This is a genomic window from Acidovorax radicis (assembly GCF_020510705.1).
Taxonomy (GTDB): Bacteria; Pseudomonadota; Gammaproteobacteria; order Burkholderiales; family Burkholderiaceae_C; genus Acidovorax; species Acidovorax radicis_A.
This window is the reverse complement of sequence record NZ_CP075184.1, coordinates 1246477-1266415: the sequence shown is the minus strand read 5'-3', so window position 1 is coordinate 1266415 and position 19939 is coordinate 1246477. Positions and strand designations below refer to the sequence as shown.

At 60.8% G+C, this 19939-nt stretch carries 36 protein-coding genes and 1 tRNA gene; 3 read left to right on the top strand and 34 right to left on the bottom strand.

Annotation, left to right across the window (positions count from 1 at the left end; translation table 11 throughout):
* Positions 1-33 precede the first annotated feature (33 nt).
* The 33 genes from KI609_RS05835 to KI609_RS05680 all read right to left on the bottom strand — a co-directional run bounded on the left by KI609_RS05835 (position 34) and on the right by KI609_RS05680 (position 17969).
* Positions 34-318 (bottom strand): zinc ribbon domain-containing protein, encoded by a 285-nt coding sequence (locus tag KI609_RS05835; RefSeq protein ID WP_226448044.1) that lies wholly within the window; start codon positions 316-318, stop codon positions 34-36.
* Positions 319-348: 30 nt separating this feature from the next.
* Entirely contained in the window at positions 349-615 is a 267-nt protein-coding gene (locus KI609_RS05830; protein WP_226450200.1) for a DUF1799 domain-containing protein, read from the bottom strand.
* Between the two features lie 65 nt (positions 616-680).
* Positions 681-1097 carry a phage tail assembly chaperone gene (locus KI609_RS05825; RefSeq protein ID WP_226448042.1) on the bottom strand — a complete coding sequence of 139 codons (417 nt, stop codon included), beginning with the start codon at positions 1095-1097 and terminating at the stop codon, positions 681-683.
* A gap of 108 nt (positions 1098-1205) precedes the next feature.
* Positions 1206-1853 carry a phage tail protein gene (locus KI609_RS05820; protein ID WP_226448040.1) on the bottom strand — a complete coding sequence of 216 codons (648 nt, stop codon included), beginning with the start codon at positions 1851-1853 and terminating at the stop codon, positions 1206-1208.
* A 138-nt stretch (positions 1854-1991) separates the two neighbouring features.
* On the bottom strand, positions 1992-2348 hold the full coding sequence (locus KI609_RS05815; protein ID WP_226448038.1) for a DUF3168 domain-containing protein: 357 nt from the start codon (positions 2346-2348) through the stop codon (positions 1992-1994).
* Positions 2345-2767, bottom strand: a complete 423-nt coding sequence (locus KI609_RS05810; RefSeq protein WP_226448036.1) for an HK97-gp10 family putative phage morphogenesis protein — start codon at positions 2765-2767, stop codon at positions 2345-2347. The genes KI609_RS05815 and KI609_RS05810 overlap by 4 nt, the downstream gene beginning before the upstream one ends.
* Positions 2764-3090, bottom strand: a complete 327-nt coding sequence (locus tag KI609_RS05805) for a phage head closure protein (protein ID WP_226448035.1) — start codon at positions 3088-3090, stop codon at positions 2764-2766. The genes KI609_RS05810 and KI609_RS05805 overlap by 4 nt, the downstream gene beginning before the upstream one ends.
* Complete coding sequence (locus KI609_RS05800) at positions 3090-3662, bottom strand: head-tail connector protein (RefSeq protein ID WP_226448034.1); 573 nt, start codon at positions 3660-3662, stop codon at positions 3090-3092. The genes KI609_RS05805 and KI609_RS05800 overlap by 1 nt, the downstream gene beginning before the upstream one ends.
* Positions 3663-3711: 49 nt before the next feature.
* Entirely contained in the window at positions 3712-4155 is a 444-nt protein-coding gene (locus tag KI609_RS22895; protein ID WP_264181373.1) for a hypothetical protein, read from the bottom strand.
* A gap of 53 nt (positions 4156-4208) precedes the next feature.
* Positions 4209-4502, bottom strand: coding sequence for an HNH endonuclease (locus KI609_RS05790; protein WP_226448033.1), 294 nt, complete (start codon positions 4500-4502; stop codon positions 4209-4211).
* A 504-nt stretch (positions 4503-5006) separates the two neighbouring features.
* Positions 5007-6467, bottom strand: a complete 1461-nt coding sequence (locus KI609_RS05785) for a phage major capsid protein (RefSeq protein WP_226448032.1) — start codon at positions 6465-6467, stop codon at positions 5007-5009.
* A 68-nt stretch (positions 6468-6535) separates the two neighbouring features.
* Positions 6536-7186: an HK97 family phage prohead protease gene (locus KI609_RS05780; protein WP_226448031.1), complete on the bottom strand. Its 651-nt coding sequence runs from the start codon at positions 7184-7186 to the stop codon at positions 6536-6538.
* A gap of 9 nt (positions 7187-7195) precedes the next feature.
* Positions 7196-8377, bottom strand: a complete 1182-nt coding sequence (locus tag KI609_RS05775; RefSeq protein WP_226448030.1) for a phage portal protein — start codon at positions 8375-8377, stop codon at positions 7196-7198.
* Positions 8378-8415: 38 nt separating this feature from the next.
* On the bottom strand, positions 8416-8604 hold the full coding sequence (locus KI609_RS05770; RefSeq protein WP_226448029.1) for a hypothetical protein: 189 nt from the start codon (positions 8602-8604) through the stop codon (positions 8416-8418).
* On the bottom strand, positions 8601-10259 hold the full coding sequence (locus KI609_RS05765) for a terminase large subunit (RefSeq protein ID WP_226448027.1): 1659 nt from the start codon (positions 10257-10259) through the stop codon (positions 8601-8603). The genes KI609_RS05770 and KI609_RS05765 overlap by 4 nt, the downstream gene beginning before the upstream one ends.
* The gene (locus KI609_RS05760; RefSeq protein ID WP_226448024.1) at positions 10259-10609 is read right to left on the bottom strand and encodes a terminase small subunit; all 351 of its coding nucleotides are present in this window, start codon (positions 10607-10609) and stop codon (positions 10259-10261) included. Before KI609_RS05760 ends, KI609_RS05765 begins: the two co-directional genes overlap by 1 nt.
* Positions 10610-10895: 286 nt before the next feature.
* A complete protein-coding gene (locus KI609_RS05755; protein ID WP_226448022.1) occupies positions 10896-11213 on the bottom strand; it encodes an HNH endonuclease in 318 nt (105 codons plus the stop codon).
* Between the two features lie 232 nt (positions 11214-11445).
* Positions 11446-11637 carry a hypothetical protein gene (locus tag KI609_RS05750; RefSeq protein WP_226448020.1) on the bottom strand — a complete coding sequence of 64 codons (192 nt, stop codon included), beginning with the start codon at positions 11635-11637 and terminating at the stop codon, positions 11446-11448.
* A 301-nt stretch (positions 11638-11938) separates the two neighbouring features.
* Positions 11939-12066, bottom strand: a tRNA-OTHER gene (locus KI609_RS05745).
* 56 nt (positions 12067-12122) lie between these two features.
* Positions 12123-12410, bottom strand: a complete 288-nt coding sequence (locus KI609_RS05740; protein WP_226448018.1) for a hypothetical protein — start codon at positions 12408-12410, stop codon at positions 12123-12125.
* A 134-nt stretch (positions 12411-12544) separates the two neighbouring features.
* Positions 12545-12919 carry a hypothetical protein gene (locus KI609_RS05735; protein WP_226448016.1) on the bottom strand — a complete coding sequence of 125 codons (375 nt, stop codon included), beginning with the start codon at positions 12917-12919 and terminating at the stop codon, positions 12545-12547.
* A gap of 18 nt (positions 12920-12937) precedes the next feature.
* The gene (locus KI609_RS05730; protein WP_226448014.1) at positions 12938-13111 is read right to left on the bottom strand and encodes a hypothetical protein; all 174 of its coding nucleotides are present in this window, start codon (positions 13109-13111) and stop codon (positions 12938-12940) included.
* Positions 13105-13686, bottom strand: coding sequence for a recombination protein NinG (locus KI609_RS05725; RefSeq protein WP_226448012.1), 582 nt, complete (start codon positions 13684-13686; stop codon positions 13105-13107). Before KI609_RS05725 ends, KI609_RS05730 begins: the two co-directional genes overlap by 7 nt.
* Positions 13683-14096 carry a recombination protein NinB gene (locus KI609_RS05720; protein WP_226448010.1) on the bottom strand — a complete coding sequence of 138 codons (414 nt, stop codon included), beginning with the start codon at positions 14094-14096 and terminating at the stop codon, positions 13683-13685. Before KI609_RS05720 ends, KI609_RS05725 begins: the two co-directional genes overlap by 4 nt.
* Positions 14089-14304, bottom strand: coding sequence for a hypothetical protein (locus tag KI609_RS05715; RefSeq protein WP_226448008.1), 216 nt, complete (start codon positions 14302-14304; stop codon positions 14089-14091). Before KI609_RS05715 ends, KI609_RS05720 begins: the two co-directional genes overlap by 8 nt.
* A gap of 114 nt (positions 14305-14418) precedes the next feature.
* Entirely contained in the window at positions 14419-14706 is a 288-nt protein-coding gene (locus KI609_RS05710) for a hypothetical protein (RefSeq protein ID WP_226448006.1), read from the bottom strand.
* Positions 14703-14909 carry a hypothetical protein gene (locus KI609_RS05705; RefSeq protein WP_226448004.1) on the bottom strand — a complete coding sequence of 69 codons (207 nt, stop codon included), beginning with the start codon at positions 14907-14909 and terminating at the stop codon, positions 14703-14705. Before KI609_RS05705 ends, KI609_RS05710 begins: the two co-directional genes overlap by 4 nt.
* A gap of 342 nt (positions 14910-15251) precedes the next feature.
* Positions 15252-15500: a hypothetical protein gene (locus KI609_RS05700; protein WP_226448002.1), complete on the bottom strand. Its 249-nt coding sequence runs from the start codon at positions 15498-15500 to the stop codon at positions 15252-15254.
* Positions 15500-15628, bottom strand: a complete 129-nt coding sequence (locus KI609_RS22890) for a hypothetical protein (RefSeq protein ID WP_264181372.1) — start codon at positions 15626-15628, stop codon at positions 15500-15502. Before KI609_RS22890 ends, KI609_RS05700 begins: the two co-directional genes overlap by 1 nt.
* Entirely contained in the window at positions 15625-16482 is an 858-nt protein-coding gene (locus KI609_RS05695; protein ID WP_226447999.1) for an ATP-binding protein, read from the bottom strand. Before KI609_RS05695 ends, KI609_RS22890 begins: the two co-directional genes overlap by 4 nt.
* Positions 16466-17191, bottom strand: a complete 726-nt coding sequence (locus tag KI609_RS05690) for a helix-turn-helix domain-containing protein (protein ID WP_226447997.1) — start codon at positions 17189-17191, stop codon at positions 16466-16468. The genes KI609_RS05695 and KI609_RS05690 overlap by 17 nt, the downstream gene beginning before the upstream one ends.
* An 11-nt stretch (positions 17192-17202) precedes the next feature.
* Complete coding sequence (locus tag KI609_RS05685; protein ID WP_226447995.1) at positions 17203-17484, bottom strand: winged helix DNA-binding domain-containing protein; 282 nt, start codon at positions 17482-17484, stop codon at positions 17203-17205.
* Between the two features lie 278 nt (positions 17485-17762).
* Entirely contained in the window at positions 17763-17969 is a 207-nt protein-coding gene (locus tag KI609_RS05680; RefSeq protein ID WP_226447993.1) for a hypothetical protein, read from the bottom strand.
* Between the two features lie 124 nt (positions 17970-18093).
* On the opposite strand from KI609_RS05680, the gene KI609_RS05675 reads away from it, so the two are divergent.
* Positions 18094-18297, top strand: coding sequence for a hypothetical protein (locus KI609_RS05675; protein ID WP_226447991.1), 204 nt, complete (start codon positions 18094-18096; stop codon positions 18295-18297).
* Between the two features lie 77 nt (positions 18298-18374).
* On the opposite strand, the gene KI609_RS05670 is transcribed toward KI609_RS05675, so the two are convergent.
* A complete protein-coding gene (locus tag KI609_RS05670; protein WP_226447989.1) occupies positions 18375-18566 on the bottom strand; it encodes a hypothetical protein in 192 nt (63 codons plus the stop codon).
* Positions 18567-18637: 71 nt separating this feature from the next.
* Between KI609_RS05670 and KI609_RS05665 the strand changes: the two genes are divergently transcribed.
* Both KI609_RS05665 and KI609_RS05660 read left to right on the top strand, forming a co-directional pair.
* Positions 18638-19042: a hypothetical protein gene (locus KI609_RS05665; RefSeq protein ID WP_226447987.1), complete on the top strand. Its 405-nt coding sequence runs from the start codon at positions 18638-18640 to the stop codon at positions 19040-19042.
* A 622-nt stretch (positions 19043-19664) separates the two neighbouring features.
* Positions 19665-19907 carry a hypothetical protein gene (locus KI609_RS05660; RefSeq protein ID WP_226447985.1) on the top strand — a complete coding sequence of 81 codons (243 nt, stop codon included), beginning with the start codon at positions 19665-19667 and terminating at the stop codon, positions 19905-19907.
* Positions 19908-19939 lie beyond the last annotated feature (32 nt).

Below are 19939 nucleotides of genomic sequence, written 5' to 3'. Positions count from 1 at the left end.
CGAAGGTGGCTTGTTTTGAGCGGGTTTACCGCATCACTGAGGAATCAACGCGGTTCCGCAGTGCTTGCACTTCCGTGCGTCGTGAATAACAAATTCTCTACATTCAGGGCATCTGACGTGCGTATCGGGAGTGATTGCCAAACCGGTTGACGGGCTGATCGCGGGGCCAACTCTGGGGAACACCATCACCAAAATGAAGCCAATTAGCGGAGAGAGCAGTGCAGACACAAGAAACCAACCAAATCCACTGCGCCCCCGAGAGCTCGCCACCACCCCAACGACGATTGCAAAAATCAGCCAGCCAAGAACAATCTCCATAACACCCTCCTTGTAGAAGGAGCCATGGTATCAATCCTTGTCGCGCTTGGGCTCAAATTCCCGCATCGTCTTGATCGCGGCGCCCTCCATGACGATCAACGAGTCGTGAAGGTCGTTCCAATCATCGTCTTCGAGCCCCAACCGCTCCATCATTGGGTAGATGGCAGGCCACTCAAGGCCGATTGGCACCCCGCCCATCGGGGGGATGCGCCACCGGGTGCCAACCTTGCGAAAAATCACCAGTGGCTGCGCGTTGTCTGGCCACACCTCGATCACGTCAGAGATGTAGTCCTCCAGCTCGAAGCCCTCGGAGCGCGCCTCCGATTCCGTGATGTCGGGCTCGTACAGCGCGCGGGCGAGGGCTAGGAGTTTCCCACCCGGCCGTGAAAGATCGCGGCGTCGTAGTCGCTCAGAAAGCGTGCCAGCGTGCCGCCGAAGGTATCTTCCATGTCGGCCAGGCTGTCGGCAGTGAACGGGTCGGCCAAGTCCCAGCCTGTGCCGCACTTGGCGATCAGTTCGGCGCCCTTGCGCATGTCGTCGCCCACGGCTTTCACAAAGCTGAAACGTGGCGCTTCGCCCTCTTCCTGCTCGACCTTTTCGACGGTCATGTGAGCATCGCGCAGCGCAGCCCACTCAGACTTGCGCATGGCCTTGGCGGTCACTTCCACTTCGGTTTCGGTGCCGTTCAGGCGCTTGATTTTCAGGGGCAGTGGGAACGTTGGGATTTCGTCGGCCATGCTCTTGATGGTTGCAACGGGGACAGATTTTTCTTTTGCCATGATGGTTCTTTCGCAAGGGTGAAAATTTGCCCGTGCACACCCGCGCCGCCCCTTGCGAAGGCGAACGCGGATGTGTCGGTGCTCTTTGAATGGGCCGAAGCCCGGGGATCAGGCGGCGTAGCGCGTGCTGATGTTTTGGGCGTTGAAAGTGCCCTTGACGGTCACGGCCTGGCCTTCGGTCAGGGTTTCTTCTTCGTTGAAGCTGACCTTTGCGGGGATCAGCGACACGGCGCCGGTCTTGGCGCGGCGGCGCACGACGGTGTCGGCGTTGGTATCCGACAGCATCTTGAGCGCATCGTAGGCAGGTGTTCCGATCATGTCGGCGTCCATGTCGAACGTGCGCTGCACAGCGTTGAAGCCGTCGTTCAACACGATTTCGACATCCGACTCGATGAACTTCACATTCACGGTCTTGGCATCGCCGCCCGAGCTGGAGTGGTTCATCGTGCGGTCCAGGTCAACCCAAGTGCCGACCTTGCGGCAAGAGCCCGCGCCGCCGCCAGGCGTGAACAGTTCGGTGTTGCTGGTGTCGATTTTCTCCAGCACGAATGCATCGGTGGTCTGCGTCTTCACGCGGGCCGCGCGAAAGTTCAGCCGGCCCCAGCCGCTATAGATGAGAAGAATGTCGCCAACGCTGTAACCGTGCGCGGTGCTGGACACGGATGCCTCTGCGGCGTTCGAGATTGCGGTGATGGTTTTCGCGGCTGCGAGGGCGGTAGCGACAGAGTGGACTGTGCCGTTCGGGGTGCGTGCCATGGTGAGGGCCTTTCTTTCGGAAACAAAAAAGGCCCGCCGAAGCGAGCCTGTTGGGGGCGCCCTGCATGCGCTGGGCAACAAAAAAGCCGCCTCGTATCGCTACGGGCGGCTTTGCGGTGGTGGCTTGCGCCTATTCGGTTATCTGGTCGTCCAGATTGAAAAATCTTGCTGGCTCGAATACAGGTTGGTGTCCTGCTCGAATCCGGAAATACGGGCTCCGATGGCCTCGGCCTGAATGACCGGCGCGGCCAAGATCGCGGCCTCTGCCTGCTTCATCAGGTTGATTGCCGCCAAGCGGGTAGACGCCCAGCAAACGATCTGCATGCGGGCGTTTTCCTTGTCTGGCAACGTGCCCTCGGTGTAGTTGATGACGCGCCCGCCCACCTGCTGGTACACGATGCGCGGCAATCCCGCACCGGACGGCGCCACATCGGGATAGATGCGCCCAACAACCAAACCAGTGAGCAGCGGGACAAGTGCGGCTTCGGCGCTCATTTGATGGCCTTCTTCACTTCTTCATTCATGCGGTCTTGCACAGCCTTCACGGCCTTTGCTTGGGCTGCGTCAAAAGCGGGCCGGAGGAATGGCTTTGCGGCCATCTTTGAGGTGCCGAACTCCAGGAATCTGCCGTAAAAGGCGTGCGTTTTATTCCACGAAATTCTGTACTTAGCCTTGCCGTCGCCACTCTCCTTGTCCGCGAAGGCTTGATATATCGCCTTGCGCAGCGTGCCGGGGTTGTAGGTCTTCTTGCCGCTCTTGTGAGGCTTGGCAGACATTGGCACACGCGCGCGCATCTCGTCATGAAAGATTTGCGCCCCAGCCTGCGCCGCTGGCCGGACGGCCTTCTCTGCCGCCACGGTGATCCCGTCGAGCTTTGCGGCAATCTTGGAGAAATCGAATGCGACGTTGATCATGCGACCACCTTGCACACCAGAAACATGCGGCTGCGGTCGCGGTTGTCGGGTAGCACTGCCTCGATTTGGTACACGGTGCCGCTGTACTTGCCGACCAGGCGCATCGCAGCAGTCACACCAGACCGAGCGCGCATGCCCATGGACACTTTCACCACCGATGTGTCAGCACCCGCACGAATGGACTCGATGCCGCTTTGCGAGACTGGATCACACCAGGGCTCGGCGATGGTCACCCAGTCGTCTGGTATGGGCTGTCCAAGTTCATCCTCACCGGTGCCAGGCTCTTGCAGCAGGCACTTGAGGGAGATGCGTCCGGCTTGCATCAGTACACCTTGAACCGGTCGAGCAGCGAATCAGCGAAGCGCTCGGGCAGTGCGGCCACGGACACGCCGGTTTGCACGCTTTCGCGGTTAGCGTAGAGGGTTCCAATGGCCAGCAGCAGCCATGCCTTGATGCCGTAGGGCACCGCGGCTTGTTGGGCCGCTTCGTTGCCCGCGCCGTACCCGGCCGTGTAGTTCACCCACACCGAACCCGTGCCGCCGCGCACCGTGGGCCAGGTCTGTTCCGGTATCAGGCAAACCTTGTCGCCCACCAGCTCATAAACCGTGTTCGCCAGCGTCTGCGTGGCGCCGTTATCGTCCTTGTACTGCACCGACTGCACGGCTTGCACCTGGGGCCATGGCAGCTGGATCTCGTCCGCGAAGTCGTCAATCGTCAGCTTCCACGCCTGGGCCATCAGGCTGCGGCCGGTGATCTGCTGGCAGGTGTCCACGGCTGCGCCGATGAACGCCGGAATCAGCGTGTCCTCGTCCGCGCCGTCAACGCGCAGGTGCAGCTTTGCCTCTGCAAGCGTCAACGGCAGGTAGGCCGGTGGGGTGGTTTGGGTGACGATCATGGTGTCCTTGTGATCTGCAAAGCGCCCGCGTGGGCAGGCGCTTCACGCATCAGGCTGCGACGCCGGGGCCCATGGCTGCAGCGATGACCGTTGCGGCTTGGGTGGTGGGCTTGAATTCGGCCTTGTATTGGATGGCGATGATCCCGTTGACCACCGCATTCGCAGCGGTGCGGGTCAGGCTGGCAAACACGTAGCGCAGCATGGGGTCGTACACATCGACCACTAGGGCCTTGTCGTCGGCCGAGGTGCCGTCAGCCGTGAAGGCGGCGGTGGCCACCTGGGTGACGGGCGTGGGCGAGCTGGTCGAGCTGGCGGTGTTGCCCTTGGCGGTCAGGGTCAGCACGCTGGCGGTGGTCACGTCGCCCAACAGAGCGATGAACATCACGCCGTCATAGCCGGACATGTCGAGAACGCTGGTCAGCACTTCGGTCGTCGCGGCGACTGCGGATGCAGCCACGGGCGTGACCTTCACATTTTTGAGCATGGATGTCATGGGATACCTTTCGGGAAATAAAAAAGGCCCCGAAGGGCCTGGTGAGTTGGCGGCTATTGCCGGTGGTTGCTTTGCTTCTTCAGCTTCTGCTCTTCGCCCGCGTACCGGTCGATGATTTCGTGCGCCCAATCGAGAAGGTCAACGACTCGCTGACCAGCCGGTTGTGATGTGGCCCACAACTCCAAATTCGACAGCCTGTTATCTGCGCGGTCGCCGTTCTTATGGTGAACCGTCTCCGTTTTCAGGAGGGGCCGACCCAAGAACTCTTCCATCACGGCACGATGGTCAAGCACCAGCTTTCGCTTTTTGCTATCCCAGCGCTGCATGTACCCGTTGGCATATGCCAATGGCCTTCCTCCGCCATTCACGTACACCCTCAGAGGCTTCTGCGGCATTGGATCGCCGTGTTTCCTGACGCGCTCCCAGTGCGCGCTGCAATAGCCGCCCGACACCGCCTGTCGATCACAGCCAGCACAAGAACAAGGCGCCGACGAGGATCGCCGAGTAATTACGCCAGCTTTTGGCTTGCCTGCTAGCGGGTCGCCATGGTCTTTGAGTCTGCCGTAGTGTGCCCCGCACAACCCTTTGATGTATGGGCCGAGCCTTTCGCAACCTTCAATACTGCAACATTGGTGGAGCGGTGATTTCGTCCCAGCAGGCACGCCAGGAGGGGACACCACGGACGGGTCGCCATGACGCAACCACCTCTCGTAATGCTTCGAACACCACCCACGGCCATAAGCCGTTCCGCCGCACCCATCAATGCTGCAAGGCGTCTTTTCTTTCCTCGGTCGTCCCATTCTGTGCCCCTATGACGTGAAGCCATAAGATACAACAGAATGGACTTAGACTCAAGTTGAGAATTTGAGAAACTTGAGAGCCTCAGTGTTCTGCGCGCCGCCGCCCGTGCGCTTTGTGCTGTAGAACAGCACCCAGGGCTTGGCGGTGTAGGGGTCGCGCAGAGTGCGGATGCCCATGCGATCCACGATCAGATACGCCTGGCGGAAGTCACCGAAGGCCAGCGACAGCGAGCCAGTGCCCTTGGCTGGCATGTACTGGTCAATGCGGGTGGGGTAGCCCAGCAGACGGTCAGGCTGTCCGGCTTGCAGGGATGGCTCCCACAGGTAGCGGTCGCTGGTGGCTTCCTTCATCTTGCGGATGTCGGTGCGCACCTCGCGGCGCATCACGAACGATGCGTTCTGAAGGTACTGGTCTTTGAAGGAGCCGATCAGGTCTTGCAGCGGGTCGGCCTTGGTGGTGTGGAATGCACCATCAGCGCCAGTCACAACATGCTGGAACGTGCCCCATGCGCGAGTGTCGTCGCCGGTAGTGGCGGTGCTGTACGCAGCCAGGCCGCGCGGCTTGCCCACGCCGTCACCGGTCCAGAAAGCAGCGCCTTCAACGCGGGCGAACTTGTCGGCGATCTTGCCAGCCAGCCAAGCTTCGACATTGGTGGCGGCGTCGTCCAGGATGCGCTGCGATGCCTTGGGCATGGCGTACATCTCATGGGCTTCAATGCGCCACTTGCCGACCGTGGGGGTCGTTGTTTCCGAGCGCGAGCCCAGTTCAGACACCCAACCGGCGCTGGCTTCGTCGTTGTCGAGGATGCCCTCGATGTCGTTTGAGCTGATGGTCTGCACCTCGGCCAGCTGGCGCATGGTGGACTGCTCGTAGATCTTGCCCAGCATGCGCCCAGCAGTGGCGTGGGGCAGCAGGTAGCCGCCGTCTGGGTCAGAACCGGCAGACATGGCCTTGCGCTCGTCGGCGGTCAGGCTCTCCAGCGTGGCGCCCACGGCCATCTTGAAGAACGCCGACTTGTACTGCGTGTAGGCTTCCACGGACAGGTCACCGGGGTGCGTCTTGCCCTTCATCTGGAAGTCGGCGCGCAGTGCGATGTTGAAGTTCTTGGTTTCCTCGGCCAGGTCGGCGGCGGACTTGGCTTCGACATCGTTTTGCGGGCGGTTGGCCTTCTTTTGCAGGTCGTCAATGACAGCCTTCAGTTCGTCGAACTTGTCCAGCTCATCGCTGAGCTTTGCCACCTTAGCTTCAAGGTCGCCAACGGCCTTCCCGTCTGCTTTGGCCTTGATCAGCTCGTCATTCGCCTTCTTGAATTCATCGAAGGCCTTGCCCTGACCTTCCAGGATGCCCTTGACCTCCAGCAGCGTGACTTCGCCGCTCATGGCGACAGGAATCATGCCCAGGCCAGCGATGGCCTCGGGAGAGATCAAAGGATGGCCCGCGACTGCGAACAGCGCCAGCACAGCGACAACGAGCAAAAAGCCGGTCGTCAGGTTCTTTCGGGTGAATTGCATGGTGTTTTGCCTTTCGGAAATGAAAAAGCCGCCTCAGAGGGCGGCTGTTTGCGGGGGATTGCGCTTGGTCAGAAGACGGCGCGGGCTTTCAGGGAAGCCGCAAAATCTGCGGCCAGCGGTTCGCGATCCCCGGAATCACTCCGGCTGACGCTCTTGATGCGGGAAACCATGGCGGTCGCCTCGCTCTTCGACAAGCCACAAGCATCACGCAGGTGGCGCTCGATTTCGGACAGGCTGTCAAGCTCTTCAATGGTCTTGACGGCCGAGACGCGCGAAGCGTCATTCATGGGCATGGTGACCAGCGACAGTTCGTGCAGATCAGCCTTTTTGATGGTGCGAACGCCGGTCACGCGGTCCCAGCTGTCATCACGCACGCGGTAGCCAATAGACAGGCCGCTGATTGCGCCCATCTTCATGAGCTCGTAGGCTTCGGCGCCGCGCGCCGTCTTCAGCGCTAGCTTTCCCTTGACCTTCAGGCCAATGGAGTCTTCTTCCATTTCGGTATAGACGCCGATGGGCTCGGCCTGGCGGTGCTGCCACAGCATGGCGGGCAGGCGGCCGGCCGCTTTTGCTGCGGCCAGGGTTTCCGCGAAAGCACCTGCTGCAACGATGTCGCCGCCACGGTCTGTGATGTTGAACACTGATCCGTAGCCTTCGAAAGTCCCGGTGTCGCCCGTGGCTTTGAGCTCACAGCCGAAGTCTAGTGTCTTGGTGGTCATGGTTTCCTTTCAAGCCGCAGGCGCTGCGGGCGGTTGAGCGCTGCTGCCTGGCGGCAGTTTTGCGGCCTCACCGCCCATGGGGTTCATTTCTTCGAGCGCGCGCACTTCATCGGGCGTCATCCAGCCGGGAGAACCGCCAGAGCCCAAGGCCTTCGCGTAATACTCGGCCCGATCCTTGGCGGATGCGCGCATGAGGGCGTTCGCCGAGTGCTTGCAGTACACGCCTTTGCGCCGCTCGGCCCGGCTCAACAGATGCAGGTCGGCAGATTGCTCAATCCGCGTGTACCAGGGGCTCAGCGTGTCCTCGCGGTGCGCGTTTGAGAACTCTTCCGCGCTGGCGTAGGTGCTTGTCTTGTCGGTGTGGAACACCTTTTGAGGGTGCACCCCCATGAAGCGGCACACTTCCTCGATCTGGAACTTGCGCGTCTCCAAGTGCTGGGCATCCACCCCTGTGAGCGCGCCCGTAACCCACTTGGCGCCGTTGTCCAAGATCATCGGCACACCAGCGTTCTCGGCGCCTGCGTTCTCAGCCAAGATCCAGGCTTTCAGGGCCGCGTACTGCTCTTTGTTCAGCTTGCCATCAATCGAGTAGGTGCCCGATGTGCGAACACCCTTCGCGTGCAGCTTGGCGTGCGATTCTTCGGTGGCAATGGCCAGGCCCAGGGCCTCGCGCGCCAGGCTGAGCACGTCCAGGCCGAGCAATCCGTCCCACGATGGGCCGCGTACGTGCCAAATTGCCTCGGCCGGGAATTCCTTCATGGAGCCGGTTTCGCCTGTGACCTCGAAAACCACGCGGTAATCAGGCTTCTGCACCTTCTTCACGCGGCCCGGATGGAGCAAAATCAGCTCGGAAATACCGCCCATGGTGCGGTTGATGAAGGCGTAGGAGTTGCCCAGGGCCGCGTGGATGGTCTGCGTTTCGCGAAATTCGAAGCTCGTGGTCCAGTCGTTGGGAGCGAAGGCCAGCAGGTCATAGAGCCGGTGGTCTTTGGCGGCCTCGATCTTCTTGAGACCGTCTTTCTCCACCTCGCGGTACACCTTCAGCGGCACCTGTGCCACACCCTGCGACAGCACGCGCAGGCAGGCGAACATGGTGGCCACCTTGAGCGCGTTTTCCAGCGTGATCGTCGGGCCAGCCATCGAAGACCGGCCCGCGCGCAGCATTTCCGCCCATACGGCCAGCGGGTCCATGGACTTCTGCTCAGAAACTGCGCGCGCCAGGAACCCCATTACTTGCTACCTCGGGCCAGCACTACGCCAGCAGCAAGGGCAAACAGGCCGCCCACCACGTACCCGGCCGGGCCGTACACCAGCCAGGCGCCGTAGGAGATTCCACCAGCCCCGCCCAGCATGAGCGCATCAGGCAAAAAGCCTGCCGCCGCACTCGCAGCGGTGTGCAGTTTGTCTTTGATGGTCATGAGGCTTCCCAGAATGATTTTTCAGACGCTGGATTCAGCGACATGAGGGTGACGGCGTTGAAAAGCGCCATCAGCGGGTCGATCTTGGCGGACCCTGCCGCCTGTTTCGTGATGATCACGGCGTTGCCACGTGGCTCCACCTTCGCATTGCCGACGCACCAGGCCATGAGGGGCTGGCCGCCATGCACCATGACGCCTTCGGCCAGCTTGCGCTCGGCAGTTTTTATGGCCCCCGTCATCTTCCAGCCCTGGCTGATGCCGATGATCTTTTCCTCGGGCAGATCCGCCTCGGTGAGTGCATCCAGGATGCCACCCAGGCCGGCCGGGTCGCACCCGATCTTGTCCAGCAGGCCCCGCGCCTCGATCAGCCCGCAGATGCCGGCCACGTCCGCCACGTCATCGCCGATGCGCTTTACCAGGGTCAGGTGCCCGTCCTTGGCGAAGTCGTGCAGCCGGGCTGCGATGTCCTTGCGGCGTTCCAAAACGGAGGGGTGGGCCCATGCATGCGTCCACACCAGCCATTCGCGGGTGTCCTTGTCCCGGCCGACCACCGCCAGGCCGAGCAAGTCGTCCAGGCCGCCGCCGTCGATCCCCACATCCACCACCTCGCAGCGGTCGAGCAGTTGGTCGAGCGTCAGGCCGGGCGCCTTTGCTTGGGCTTGCCAGAAGTCTGCGCCGGCCCAACGGTCGCTCCGCAGGTTCAGTCCGATCTCGACGTTGGCGTGCTTGGCCATGAAGCCCCGGAAGGAGTCGCCCCCAGCCAGCTCGGCCTTCATGAATTCGCGCTCAAGGAACGCCTGATCGACGGAGTACCCCATATTGGGGTTCACCATCGCCATGTTTTCCAGCTTCAGGCAGTCGCCGTTGTCCACCATCTCGGGCGGGTGCTCGAAGATGATCGGCAGAAAGCCTGGGTCGATGATCTCGCCATCGCGCACCTTTCGGGCATAGTCCAGCTTTTGCTTGAACACACCAGCCGGTGGCTCGTCCGATTGCGTGGTCAACCAGATCACGAAACCCTCGGGCCGCGATGCCAGGCCGCCCAGCGCCTCACGAAACATGTTCTCGGAGCTGGCCATCTTGCCGAACAGGTGGAGCTCGTCCACCAGGGTTCCGACTGACTTCTTGCCGCCGACCGTGTTCTGGTCAGCCGCCAAAACCTTCAATGCCGCCCCACTCTCGCGGTGCGTGATGGTCTTGATGTGCGTTTGCACATGCATCAGGACGTCGAGCTCGTCGTCTTTCTGAACCATATCGCGCGCTGGCGCATAGGCGTTGTTCGCCACCTCCACCGTGGGGGCCAGGACGGAGAACTCCGCCGACTGCCGCCAGTTCCGGATGACCGCAGTCATCATGATCCCGGCCGCAATCGTGCTCTTGCTATTCTTTTTGGGGATCAGGACAAACCACTCAGTGATCAGCCGTCGCCCGCTGTCCGCGTCATAGGCCCCAAAGATGGAGCGCACCAGGTCGAACACCCACTCTGCGCACGCCTCGCCAAACGTCGGGCTGCCCGGCGCGTCAACAATCCTGAGCTGCTTAAAGACCGCCAGCGCTTCCTCAGCCTGTTCATGGAAGATCGGCGGCGGGATGATCGATTCGCCCGCGCGCAGCCGCGCCGCCCAGTCAGGGCAGGCCGTTGACCACTCGGGCATCAGACCTTCTTACCGCCGGCTGCAACCAGCTTCGGGGGTGTCGCCGTGGCGAACTTGCTGGCCACCTTCTTTGCTGCGTCGGCCTGCTCCTGCTTCTTCCCGCCCTCCCCCTTCTTGGGGTGGCAGTACGGGGCAGCCAGGGTGGCCGCTTGAATGCGCCGGCCTTTATCCTCGGCTTCATCGCGCATGATCTGCAGCAGGTAGTCCAGCGGCATCAGTCCCGACAGGTCTGGCGCCGGGGCGGGGGGCGGCGTCTCCACCTTCTCCCGGCCGAACGGCCAGCCAGCAGGCGCGGCTTCTGTTTTGAAGCCCTGCGCATCCACAACCGGAGCACTTGCCGGCGATTCCACGGGGGTTTTCCGCTTCCGGCCAGCACCGGGACGGCTACCACCACGGGGCATTTTGATTCCTTTGAATTCGTCTTTTCCCTGCCCAGGCAATCAAACAGGGGGCTTTTTTGTCTACGTGGGGTACAGCGGGGTTTCGGCCGGGTTCAACCCCTAGACTTTCGATACCCCCCTCCCCTTCGCCACTCGGCCCGGCCCTGCGTCGCATTCCTGCCACACCGGAGGCAGGCCGCACCAGGACGGTGCATTTATGCCCTCGCGCTGGAAAAGCCGCTTAACTCTTGATCTTTTAAGCGCCAGCCCTGGCCTTGCCTTCGGCCTTGGTCTTGGCCGCGTGGCACCTATCAGGCCCACCACACAGCAGCTGCAGGTTGTCGAGGTCGTTGCTACCGCCTTGCTCCAATGGCACGCGGTGGTCAACCTCATGGTCTGCCCTGATGGCCCCGCAGGCGGCACAGGTGAACTTGTCACGCTGTTGGACCTGGCGGCGGGTTGCCATCCATGCATCGCCTCGGATGCGCTGGGTTGTGCCTGCCTTGGCTTGGAGCGTGGGCAGGCGGTTGGTGGCGATGGATGCAAGTCTGTTGGGCAAGCGGTTGAGTGCCATGAGCGCTCCTTGTGTTCTGCCAGCCATGGGACAACAGGGCTTGATCTGGCCCTGCTGGCTGCTGCCTACGCTTCCCAGCACCGAGCTTGCGGAGGAGACCCTTGATCCCGGATAAGCCCGGCGCTGGTTGCCAGTGATCAGGAGGGTGCGATGTGGATGAATGCGGGCCAGGCTGGGCGAGCCACTTAGCCACACCGGTCACGGATGGTGTCGGTGCGGGCCCTGCCAGCAATCAGGATGCAGTGGCGCTTGCCTTTGTGCCCAGCGGCACCTCAACGATCTTGAGCTCGTTACCGCTGTGCACGTAGACCTCCAATTCGTCGCCGGGCTCCAGCACGACAGAAGCGGCGCCACTGGTTTGCTCGACCTTGGCTTCGTAGGGGCCGGAGTTCTTGGGCACTTGAATGCGTACCTTGAGTGTCATGAGATTCCTTTTGGGGTTTGGTGCTTGTTGCTCAGCGCAGGACGATCCAGGGCGGTGAAAACTGTGTCTGGCGGGGCCTGGCTGAGCGAACGAGACAGGGCGCCCGTGGTATTGCTACCAGAGGCGCCCAGATACTTGCTATCCACATGGGACACAAGCGAAAAATGGCCGGGTGCGAATCCGGATGTGCTGCTGTCTTTCGTACCTCAGTCCACAAGGCTCAGTCGCGGGCGCGTCTCCCGCTTTCCACTTGTAGCACCTTGCTTTGTCCGGCGCCGGACTCGGCTAGTCACTACAAAACCTGCCGCGCTGGGATTCGAACCCAGGTAGGAGCATGTATTGCCTGCGCGCGGCACACGTCCCTGTTGCTTGCATCAGGCTTCCGGCCTGCCTTGGCGCATCACCTTTAGGCCACTCGGGCACACAGCGGGAAACGAAAAAGCCGCCTTATATTTCTATCGGCGGCTTCCATTGTGGGGTACTTGCTATTTCACGGGAGTGAGGCGCAGCACGCACTGGGCTATCTGCTTTTCAAGCATCATTGGCACCTTGTTAAATTCCACAAAACACCGTTGAGTGCGGCCAGCTAGCCTGAACGTTGCTGCCCTGCCTTCAGCCTGCAAGAGCGCTTGATAGGCTTGCAGTGTTGCGTCATCAGGAACGTAGAACACACCCGCGCCATCACAGCCATTTAGAGGCTTGTCTTGCGCTGGGATGCGCAACCAACCTGTCGAAGTTTCTATTTCAAGCATTTGTTTTGCAAAAGCCCGCATGGCGTGAACCTATGCGGGCTTGGCGTCAGCTTCTGGTTTAGTCACCGCACCCGGCGCAAACCGGGTCGTCCTATGCCATTGCCAACGAATGGGCGCACGTTATCACATTGTCAAGCGTGGCGCAAGGGGTTTAATCACAGTCTGTTCTGCAGCATCGTGCGCCCAGCCTCAACCAGATCAGCCAGCCCTTGCTTGCTCACCGCCAGCGAGCGGGCCATGGCCACTGGGTTGCCTGCATGCACATAGCTCCAGCGCACGGCGGCGCGGTGCTTCTCTGGCAAGGCTGAGACCGCCTTCTCCACCAGCACGGCGTCGAGTGTGTCCACCGGGTTCTGAATCACAGGCGCTTCCCACTGACGGGCCTTGCTCTGGTACATGCGGAACATTGGGGCGGTCTGCCAGCCATGGGGGCGGACAGTGACCCAGCGGCGCCAGTTCTCCAGGCGTTCGTGAATCGCCTTGTGGCGGTCCAGGACGTGGTTGTAATCGACTGTGTCTTGTACGCGCATCAGCATGTGTCCCTTTCGTTATCCAATTTCTTTCAGCATCTCTTTGAGATCTGCCTCGGCTTGCTCGATCAACTCCTTGGCTCTGCGCGGGCTGACCTCGGATCGCTCCAGACGGCGGCGCATGTCCACGTGTCTGCGCGCGAGGGCTTTGGCTTGCCGGAGGACTGTTTCCTGTTCTTCGCGGGTCAGCATTTCATCTCCTTGAGCTTTGCCTTGTAGGTGTCGCGGATGCCGCGCAGCTCGTCGTGCGCAAACTTGCGGACCGTGTTGTTCGTCTCCAGAGCCACTACCCGGCCCTCGCCAATCCGCGCGATGAGGCCGATTCGATACTCCACCGCGCGCCCCGCGCCGTACTGATTGCAGTGGACGCACTGGGCGTGAACGTTGTCCTCGTGGTAGCGGAGATGCGCAGCACTGCCCACAGAGCGATAGTGGCCAGCGTCACGACCAGCGTGTAATCCCGATAGATCAGGTGGAGGCGCACCGCAGGAGATGCAGGGTAGATGCGCGTCACGCGCGCGGATGAATGCGTTGAACTCACGTTCAGCCTCTTTCTTGAGTTTGGGCAAGGTCTTGATGGCCTCCTTGCGCCGGCGCGTCTCTGCCCTCTCCACCTTGGCAGCGGCGCGGGCCTCTTTCGCCTTCTTGCGCTCCATGCGTGCGGCCTCGGCTACAGCAAAGTCATCAATGCAAGCCGGGTGCAGGATTCGCTGGCCTGTCTCCAGCTTGCCCTTGCAGTGCTTGCAGCGGGTGCGGGGGAAGGTCATGCGGCCTGCCTCTCGCCCGTCTTGAAGACCGGCTCAACACCAGACTGCGCGGCCATGGCGATCAGGAACTCCAGCCAGTCGCTGAATACCTTCTTGCCCATGCTGCTGGTGCGCTGCGGGAGCATGATTACCTTGCCGTCGAACGCGGCCATGCGGGTTTCGCCATTCCAGCAGCCAGTGAGCACGTCTTTCCAATCGTCGTTCGTGACGTGCTGCATGACGCCGTTGATGCACAGTTGCTTTTGCTGGGCGAAGCCTTCCAGGTATGGCCACTGCGCGGCGTTCTGCTCAAGGCTGCGCGTCGGTTCCGAAACAGTTACGCAATAGCCATCAGGGGCGGTCTGGACTGCCTCGACAGCACCTCGGCGCGCGGTGGTGTGCACCAGCTTGAAAACTCGTTTTTCAGCCATGGCGGGCTACCTCCTCAGGCGTCATGTAGACCAGATCGCGCCCCTTCACCATGCGGTCACGGTCCCATAGCGGCACATAGACAACGGCCCAGCCTTTAAAGCCGGAGAACTTGAACCGCATCGGGTGAACGCAATCCTTGTCCTCGGCAAACTTCACCATGTCACCTTCGGCGGCACGGGACATCACGAACGTTGCTGCTTTAGCCATGGCTCACCCAATCCCGATAAGCAGCCGAAGGCGTGTACCCAATCCCCAGATAGCGGTTTGGGATGCCCTTGATGCCGCAGTGCCAGACACCGTAGATTCGCTTGATGTGGGGCTTCACTGGGGGCTCCTTGCGCGCATGGCCTTTGCAAGAAACTCGCAGGCACGAGGCTCACCGCTGGCTGCGTTGCTTAATTCCACATCGCCATTGAGAAGGGCCGTGTCTTTGTAATCGCTGTAGTGCGATCGCATTTCGTCACACACCTGCGCGCAAGCCTCCCGCTCCTTTGCGGCTACCAGGGCGGCGAAGCGCTCAAGCTCTACCGTGAAAAATGGCCAGTAATTTGCGTCGGAGTAATCGCCTATGACCTCTTTTGCCATGGCGATGATTTCGGCGGGGGTCATGCGGGCACCTCGTCGCGGCTGGGCAGCGCGAACCGCACGCGGCCCACTGCTTTGCGCATCGCGCGCACGGCGTACCGGCTTGGCATCTCATTGCTCCAGGAGATCGTTTGCCCTTCGGCCGTCAAGCCACCGTCGCTTGCCCAGGCGTAGTAGGCGTTGGAACTCCAGAACCGCAGATCACCACGGGCGCAGCGCACAGTCATGTGATGCGCTTCTGTGCTGACTACCTTTAGGTCTGGCGCCGCAGCGAAGTCGAGGAAAAGTTGCGAAAGATCGGGCGAGGCCCTGTAGTTACGCAGCAATGGAAACGGCCAAAACTTAAGCATGATTCACCCCCCAGCTATCTGCCGTGCGCCGGATGACCGCGCAAGCCAAGTTACTCTTGCGGTCACCACTTGCGGGGTGGCCTGTTTGTGTTTCCCGCATGTGTGCTGCGGTGGATAGAAAACCCACCTCGTGCCCAGGCTGCACAGAGCCATGCGGTGTTTGGACATGCCGCCCGACTCCTTTGGCAGCCAGTTGGTGCAGGTTTGGCAGGACATTCATCAGTGCCTCTCAGCAAACATGTTCTTGAACTCGCCAGAGTCGATGACGGCCTGGCAGAGTTGTTGTTGTTCTGGACTAATGGGCATCCGCCGCGTGTCCACTTGCCCATTCATGTAGCCGTGCCAGTACCCTTGATCGCGCTGGGTGTAGTCGGGCTCGTTGCGCATCCCCGCCCGGTATCCAGCAACGATCTGGTCTTGATCCAGGGCGTTCAGCGCTGCCACGGTGGTGATTGCTTTGAAGGTCATCACATGTCCCCCAAGATGCGCAGCGCGGCGCGAACATCACGGGAGAGAGCTGGCAGGCCGTCGCGCACGTCATCGAGCACGGCGTGTGCCCATGCCTTGTCATCGGTCAGGAAAGCGCGGAGGGTCATGCAAACTCCTTGCGAGCCTGCGCCCGGTAGCTTTCACCCTCAAAGGTCACAATGCGGGCGGTTTCCGTCAGGCGGTCATAGATGCGCTCACCAAGCACCTCGCGCAGGCCTGCGGGGTCTTCCGGCTTCTCGCGCTTGAGCTTCAAGTTGGCAAGCAGGACCGTGGGCATCATGTCGCGGTAGCGGCGGTCCATCACGTCAAACAGAATGTTCTGCTCGCTGTCGGTGCCGTACTGCACGCCGATTTCATCAATCACCAGCAGGGGCACGCTGAACAGGATCGAAAGCACTTGGGTCTCGGTCTTTTCAGAGTTGGGGCGCCACGTCGAGCGGACGGCACGAATGACACCCGAGCAGGTGGTGTACAGGCCGCAGTATTCCGGCAGGATGGCTTGCAGGATTGCCGCGGCGAGATGACTTTTGCCAGTCCCCGGCGCGCCCAGCAGGATCAACGAGTCGCCGCGCTTGGCCCTCTGCGGGAAGTTGTCGGCGTAGTCGGTAGCGACGGCAAGGGCGCGCTTTTGCTCTGGCGTCTCGGCGTTGTAGGTCTGCAGGGTGCGACCAATGAACCGGCGCGGTATCGCAGCGTCTTCAAGCATTGCCTCCAGCCGCTGGCGCGCAGCCGTCGCGGCCTTCTCGGCTTCAGCTTGTCGCTCACCTACCAAACGGGCCTCTTCACAGTCAGGGCAAGGCGTCCACACCTGGCGGTTCAGGCGCCCGATCTTGTAGCGCATGCCGGTCGATGTGTAGGCGCCGTGCGTGGCGCAATCCTTGCCGACTTCGCCAAGGGCATCCTTGGACGTATCCAGCAGTTGCCCGATGCTCTGGGCGGTGTTTTCAGGCGAATGTTCCATCTGCATTGACTCCTTCGGAATAGCTGCGGGTGGCCAAGCCGGTGTGTGCCGATGGCCGCTTGATCGATGTGCGCTGTCCGAACTTCACGGCGTTGCGCAACCACGTGCGGAACCCGGCCTGCCAGTCCTTGAAGACGGTGCCGCGTGCGGTGTGGTGGTCCAAAAAGTTCGCCAGCTCGGCCTGCAGGCTGATGCCAGTGCTCGCGGCAATGTCGATGGCGGTTTGGTCTGGCGTGAAGTCCGCAGGCACCACCGTTCCACGGCTCGGCTTTGTCGGCGCGGTAGCGGCGGAATGATTCAGTGATGGTTCACTGATGGTTCTATGATGGTTATTTGCGGGTGCAACGGGCTGCACCCTTTTGTGTTCTGGATTGCACCCTTTCGTGTCTCCAGTTGCACCCTTTGTGTCGTCGTTTGCACCCTTTTGGATGGGTGCAATATCTGCACCCTTTATCCAATCGAGCGAAATCCGGTACTCATTGGTCATCGAGCGACCACCGTTGCCAGAATTGACCAGGATCAGCCAGCCCGACTCTTCCATGCGGCGCAGCTGATACTGGATCGTCCGCTCGGACTGGCGGGTCTTCTCGGCCAATGCCTTAATGCCTGGGAACACGCGGGTGCCGTCATCGCTGGCATGGTCGGCCAACGCAAGCGCGGTCAGCATCTCGCCGCCGCCATTGGGATAGCGGTCGAACACTGCTGTCATGACTCGAACGCTCACACAGCCTCCCAAACCCGATAGCCCTTGCGGATCAGGTCGTTGCCGTTGTCCTGCACTACGCGGGCCTGTCCGGCCTTGGACAAATCTGGCAGCCTCCGATCTGACTGAACAATCGTCAGGCCGGTGTAGGCCTGCAGCTCTGCAGCTGTGGAAGGGCCGTACAGCTTGAGTGCTGCCAGGATGCGTGCGCAGTGGGCACCAGAGAAAGCGGCGGAACGCTCTGCAGCCATGACGGATGAAAGGGGGTCGCTGGCGCGAACGAGGTGTTGGACTTGCATGGATGCACCTTTTCCGTTACGCGAAAGTGCAGCCGCCGCAGCGGGCGGGCTTACTGGCGCTTGATGAATGGAAGAACCCGAGCTGGAACCTTCGGCCGAACGAATCGCGCCTGAATTTCCTGCTGGGTTAGTTGTGTGCACGCCTGTTCCAGCGTTAGCCCGTGCTGATCCGCGTACTGCTGGACCTGACGTGCTTCCGCCTCTGACAGCTGCACTGTCGGTGGTGGTTTTTGATGCACTGGTGCTCATTCCGTTACTGGTTTGAAACGGGAATGAAACTAAGCAGCGGCTCGCATTTCGCAAGCACCCGCACCAGAATTGCCACCATGAATCTGCTTCGCCAACGCCTCCATCAACAGCTCACGAATGAACGTGCTGGGCTGCATGTTGTTGATCTCGCTGACGGCCTCGATCACGCGCATCTCTGCCGCGTTGAGGCTCAGATTGACTCGCTTGACTCGAATAGCACTGGGATCGGCGTACATGTTTTTCTCTCGTTTGTTTTGGTTGGGTTGGTGGATGGCTTAGGCCGTGGCCTTGGCTGGGGTGTCTGCCCGCAGACGATGGACAATGGAAGTGCAACCAACCAAGCCAACGAAAGGGGCAGACATGAAATCGAATACACGTCTCACGCTGGAGAACGCGACAGAGGGGGTGTTGAACGCCACGTACGAACTCACTTTGAGCAACGGGGAGTCAATGCGCCTGAGCTTTCTGCTGCCGAAGAAGCAGGAATCGCAGACCCTTCACCAGATCGAACTGGCAATGCTTCAGAGGGCGAAGGACATTGCGGAGCGCATGCTGCAGGGCTAGCGCCACAGATCAGGATCTCCACGTCAGATGCCAGAAACTTGACGGTGGATGGCCCGCGTTCGCACGTGCAGATGGCATCAGCCATGTGCGGCCTCCTTGGTCTTGCGGGTCTTGCCCTTGCGCGCCACGACACCAGCAACGCGATCAGCGGTTGCCTGGGGCAGCGTTTCGGGCCAGAGGTAGATGGTTTGGACAGCGCGGTAGCCCATGGCCTCCGCAGCCTTTTTAGGCGTGCCGCCCAGCAGTTCGATAGCGCGTGTCTTTTTCATGGTGCGCCATTGTAAACATGTTTACAGCAAATGACGCAACCTAATTTACATTTGAGAGCGTATTTTTCGGCATGACCTACGGCGAACGACTCTTATTGGCGATGCGCAGGCGCAGTGATGCACTTGGGCAGGAAATCGAGCGCAAGGATGTGGCCCGCGTGGCAGGCGTGAGCCCTCAGAACATTGGCATGATCATCACCAATGCGAAGGGCCGCGACCAGAATTTGCGCACCAAAGCGCACACCGCCGTGGCCGCATATCTCAAGGTTAATTCTGACTGGCTGCTTACCGGCGAAGGTCAGATGGAATCGACCGCAACTGTCAACGCGCCGACAGAGCTAACCCCCGCCGCCATTGAGCTGGCGGTCCTTTTCGACATGCTGCCCCAGGCAGACAAGATCAGCCGCGCAAAGGCGTTCAACGCGGCCAGCACGGCCATCATGCAAGTGCTGCAAGACGCAGCCTCCAAGCCCTAAGCAACGATTCGTCGGGAAATACCAATGTCTTGACCCCGGTCAAGGCCAGGTGTTGCGCGTGCGCAGCGGCGACCTCCAGTGATTCACCGGCACCCAGCACCCGCACTCGTGTGGGTGATTCGCTATCGTCCGGCGATACTGTGTTTTTATCCATGGGTTCCATGCTAGCCGTCTCCCTATAGGTGTGGCAACAACTATATAGACCGCTGAAACACATTGTTTTTTTGTAAATTTATCTACAAATACTTGCGCACATTCCTGTAAACGTGTTTACAATCACCCATCGCCAGCCACAAAGCAGCGACAGGGTGAGCGGATCGGCGGTCACCTGGGGTTCTTTAACAACTGAGAGGATGAACTGGCGCACTTGATGAAAGCGCCCTGCCCCCTCGATCTGTCGGCAGAAGCAAAAGACAGGTGGCGCGCGAACACAACCCGCGAACCAGGCCCAGCTCGGGCTAGATCAAAAAAGCACTACTCGCCACCCGGGGCGGTCAAGCCGGGACAACAGCAGATGGAGCCTGAGCAATCGGGGAGATGCCAGCTGCAAGGGCCTTGGGGACAGGGCCGACATCAAAGCGTCTTACAGGTAGGGCGCTTCGATGTTTAACCAGGAGAGAGCATGGCCACCTCACAACAGATTTCCAACGCCTTTGGCAATGCCATTTGCAGGCCAGTGAAAAAGACTCGGACAACGCCGTCCAAGAAGCGCCGAGAGCTGGTGGATGCGCAGGTGGCCGCGCTCAGGGCCGCAATCGAAGACATCCGAAACAAGGCCCGCGAAACCCCTGCGTGGGCGCATGGCTACAACAGCGCGATCACAGCAATCGAGTCGCGCATACAACTCTTAGGAAAAGCCGAATAGTTCGACTTGGCTACTCGTCGGGCTGACCAAAC

Coding starts and splice junctions, on each gene's coding strand:
- KI609_RS05835 (WP_226448044.1), bottom strand. CDS start 318: ATGGAGATTGTTCTTGGCTGGCTGATTTTTGCAATCGTCGTTGGGGTG.
- KI609_RS05825 (WP_226448042.1), bottom strand. CDS start 1,097: ATGGCAAAAGAAAAATCTGTCCCCGTTGCAACCATCAAGAGCATGGCC.
- KI609_RS05820 (WP_226448040.1), bottom strand. CDS start 1,853: ATGGCACGCACCCCGAACGGCACAGTCCACTCTGTCGCTACCGCCCTC.
- KI609_RS05815 (WP_226448038.1), bottom strand. CDS start 2,348: ATGAGCGCCGAAGCCGCACTTGTCCCGCTGCTCACTGGTTTGGTTGTT.
- KI609_RS05810 (WP_226448036.1), bottom strand. CDS start 2,767: ATGATCAACGTCGCATTCGATTTCTCCAAGATTGCCGCAAAGCTCGAC.
- KI609_RS05805 (WP_226448035.1), bottom strand. CDS start 3,090: ATGCAAGCCGGACGCATCTCCCTCAAGTGCCTGCTGCAAGAGCCTGGC.
- KI609_RS05800 (WP_226448034.1), bottom strand. CDS start 3,662: ATGATCGTCACCCAAACCACCCCACCGGCCTACCTGCCGTTGACGCTT.
- KI609_RS22895 (WP_264181373.1), bottom strand. CDS start 4,155: ATGACATCCATGCTCAAAAATGTGAAGGTCACGCCCGTGGCTGCATCC.
- KI609_RS05785 (WP_226448032.1), bottom strand. CDS start 6,467: ATGCAATTCACCCGAAAGAACCTGACGACCGGCTTTTTGCTCGTTGTC.
- KI609_RS05780 (WP_226448031.1), bottom strand. CDS start 7,186: ATGACCACCAAGACACTAGACTTCGGCTGTGAGCTCAAAGCCACGGGC.
- KI609_RS05775 (WP_226448030.1), bottom strand. CDS start 8,377: ATGGACCCGCTGGCCGTATGGGCGGAAATGCTGCGCGCGGGCCGGTCT.
- KI609_RS05770 (WP_226448029.1), bottom strand. CDS start 8,604: ATGACCATCAAAGACAAACTGCACACCGCTGCGAGTGCGGCGGCAGGC.
- KI609_RS05765 (WP_226448027.1), bottom strand. CDS start 10,259: ATGCCCGAGTGGTCAACGGCCTGCCCTGACTGGGCGGCGCGGCTGCGC.
- KI609_RS05755 (WP_226448022.1), bottom strand. CDS start 11,213: ATGGCACTCAACCGCTTGCCCAACAGACTTGCATCCATCGCCACCAAC.
- KI609_RS05750 (WP_226448020.1), bottom strand. CDS start 11,637: ATGACACTCAAGGTACGCATTCAAGTGCCCAAGAACTCCGGCCCCTAC.
- KI609_RS05740 (WP_226448018.1), bottom strand. CDS start 12,410: ATGCGGGCTTTTGCAAAACAAATGCTTGAAATAGAAACTTCGACAGGT.
- KI609_RS05735 (WP_226448016.1), bottom strand. CDS start 12,919: ATGCGCGTACAAGACACAGTCGATTACAACCACGTCCTGGACCGCCAC.
- KI609_RS05730 (WP_226448014.1), bottom strand. CDS start 13,111: ATGCTGACCCGCGAAGAACAGGAAACAGTCCTCCGGCAAGCCAAAGCC.
- KI609_RS05725 (WP_226448012.1), bottom strand. CDS start 13,686: ATGACCTTCCCCCGCACCCGCTGCAAGCACTGCAAGGGCAAGCTGGAG.
- KI609_RS05720 (WP_226448010.1), bottom strand. CDS start 14,096: ATGGCTGAAAAACGAGTTTTCAAGCTGGTGCACACCACCGCGCGCCGA.
- KI609_RS05715 (WP_226448008.1), bottom strand. CDS start 14,304: ATGGCTAAAGCAGCAACGTTCGTGATGTCCCGTGCCGCCGAAGGTGAC.
- KI609_RS05710 (WP_226448006.1), bottom strand. CDS start 14,706: ATGACCCCCGCCGAAATCATCGCCATGGCAAAAGAGGTCATAGGCGAT.
- KI609_RS05705 (WP_226448004.1), bottom strand. CDS start 14,909: ATGACTGTGCGCTGCGCCCGTGGTGATCTGCGGTTCTGGAGTTCCAAC.
- KI609_RS05700 (WP_226448002.1), bottom strand. CDS start 15,500: ATGACCTTCAAAGCAATCACCACCGTGGCAGCGCTGAACGCCCTGGAT.
- KI609_RS22890 (WP_264181372.1), bottom strand. CDS start 15,628: ATGACCCTCCGCGCTTTCCTGACCGATGACAAGGCATGGGCACACGCC.
- KI609_RS05695 (WP_226447999.1), bottom strand. CDS start 16,482: ATGGAACATTCGCCTGAAAACACCGCCCAGAGCATCGGGCAACTGCTG.
- KI609_RS05690 (WP_226447997.1), bottom strand. CDS start 17,191: ATGACAGCAGTGTTCGACCGCTATCCCAATGGCGGCGGCGAGATGCTG.
- KI609_RS05685 (WP_226447995.1), bottom strand. CDS start 17,484: ATGCAAGTCCAACACCTCGTTCGCGCCAGCGACCCCCTTTCATCCGTC.
- KI609_RS05680 (WP_226447993.1), bottom strand. CDS start 17,969: ATGTACGCCGATCCCAGTGCTATTCGAGTCAAGCGAGTCAATCTGAGC.
- KI609_RS05675 (WP_226447991.1), top strand. CDS start 18,094: ATGAAATCGAATACACGTCTCACGCTGGAGAACGCGACAGAGGGGGTG.
- KI609_RS05670 (WP_226447989.1), bottom strand. CDS start 18,566: ATGAAAAAGACACGCGCTATCGAACTGCTGGGCGGCACGCCTAAAAAG.
- KI609_RS05665 (WP_226447987.1), top strand. CDS start 18,638: ATGACCTACGGCGAACGACTCTTATTGGCGATGCGCAGGCGCAGTGAT.
- KI609_RS05660 (WP_226447985.1), top strand. CDS start 19,665: ATGGCCACCTCACAACAGATTTCCAACGCCTTTGGCAATGCCATTTGC.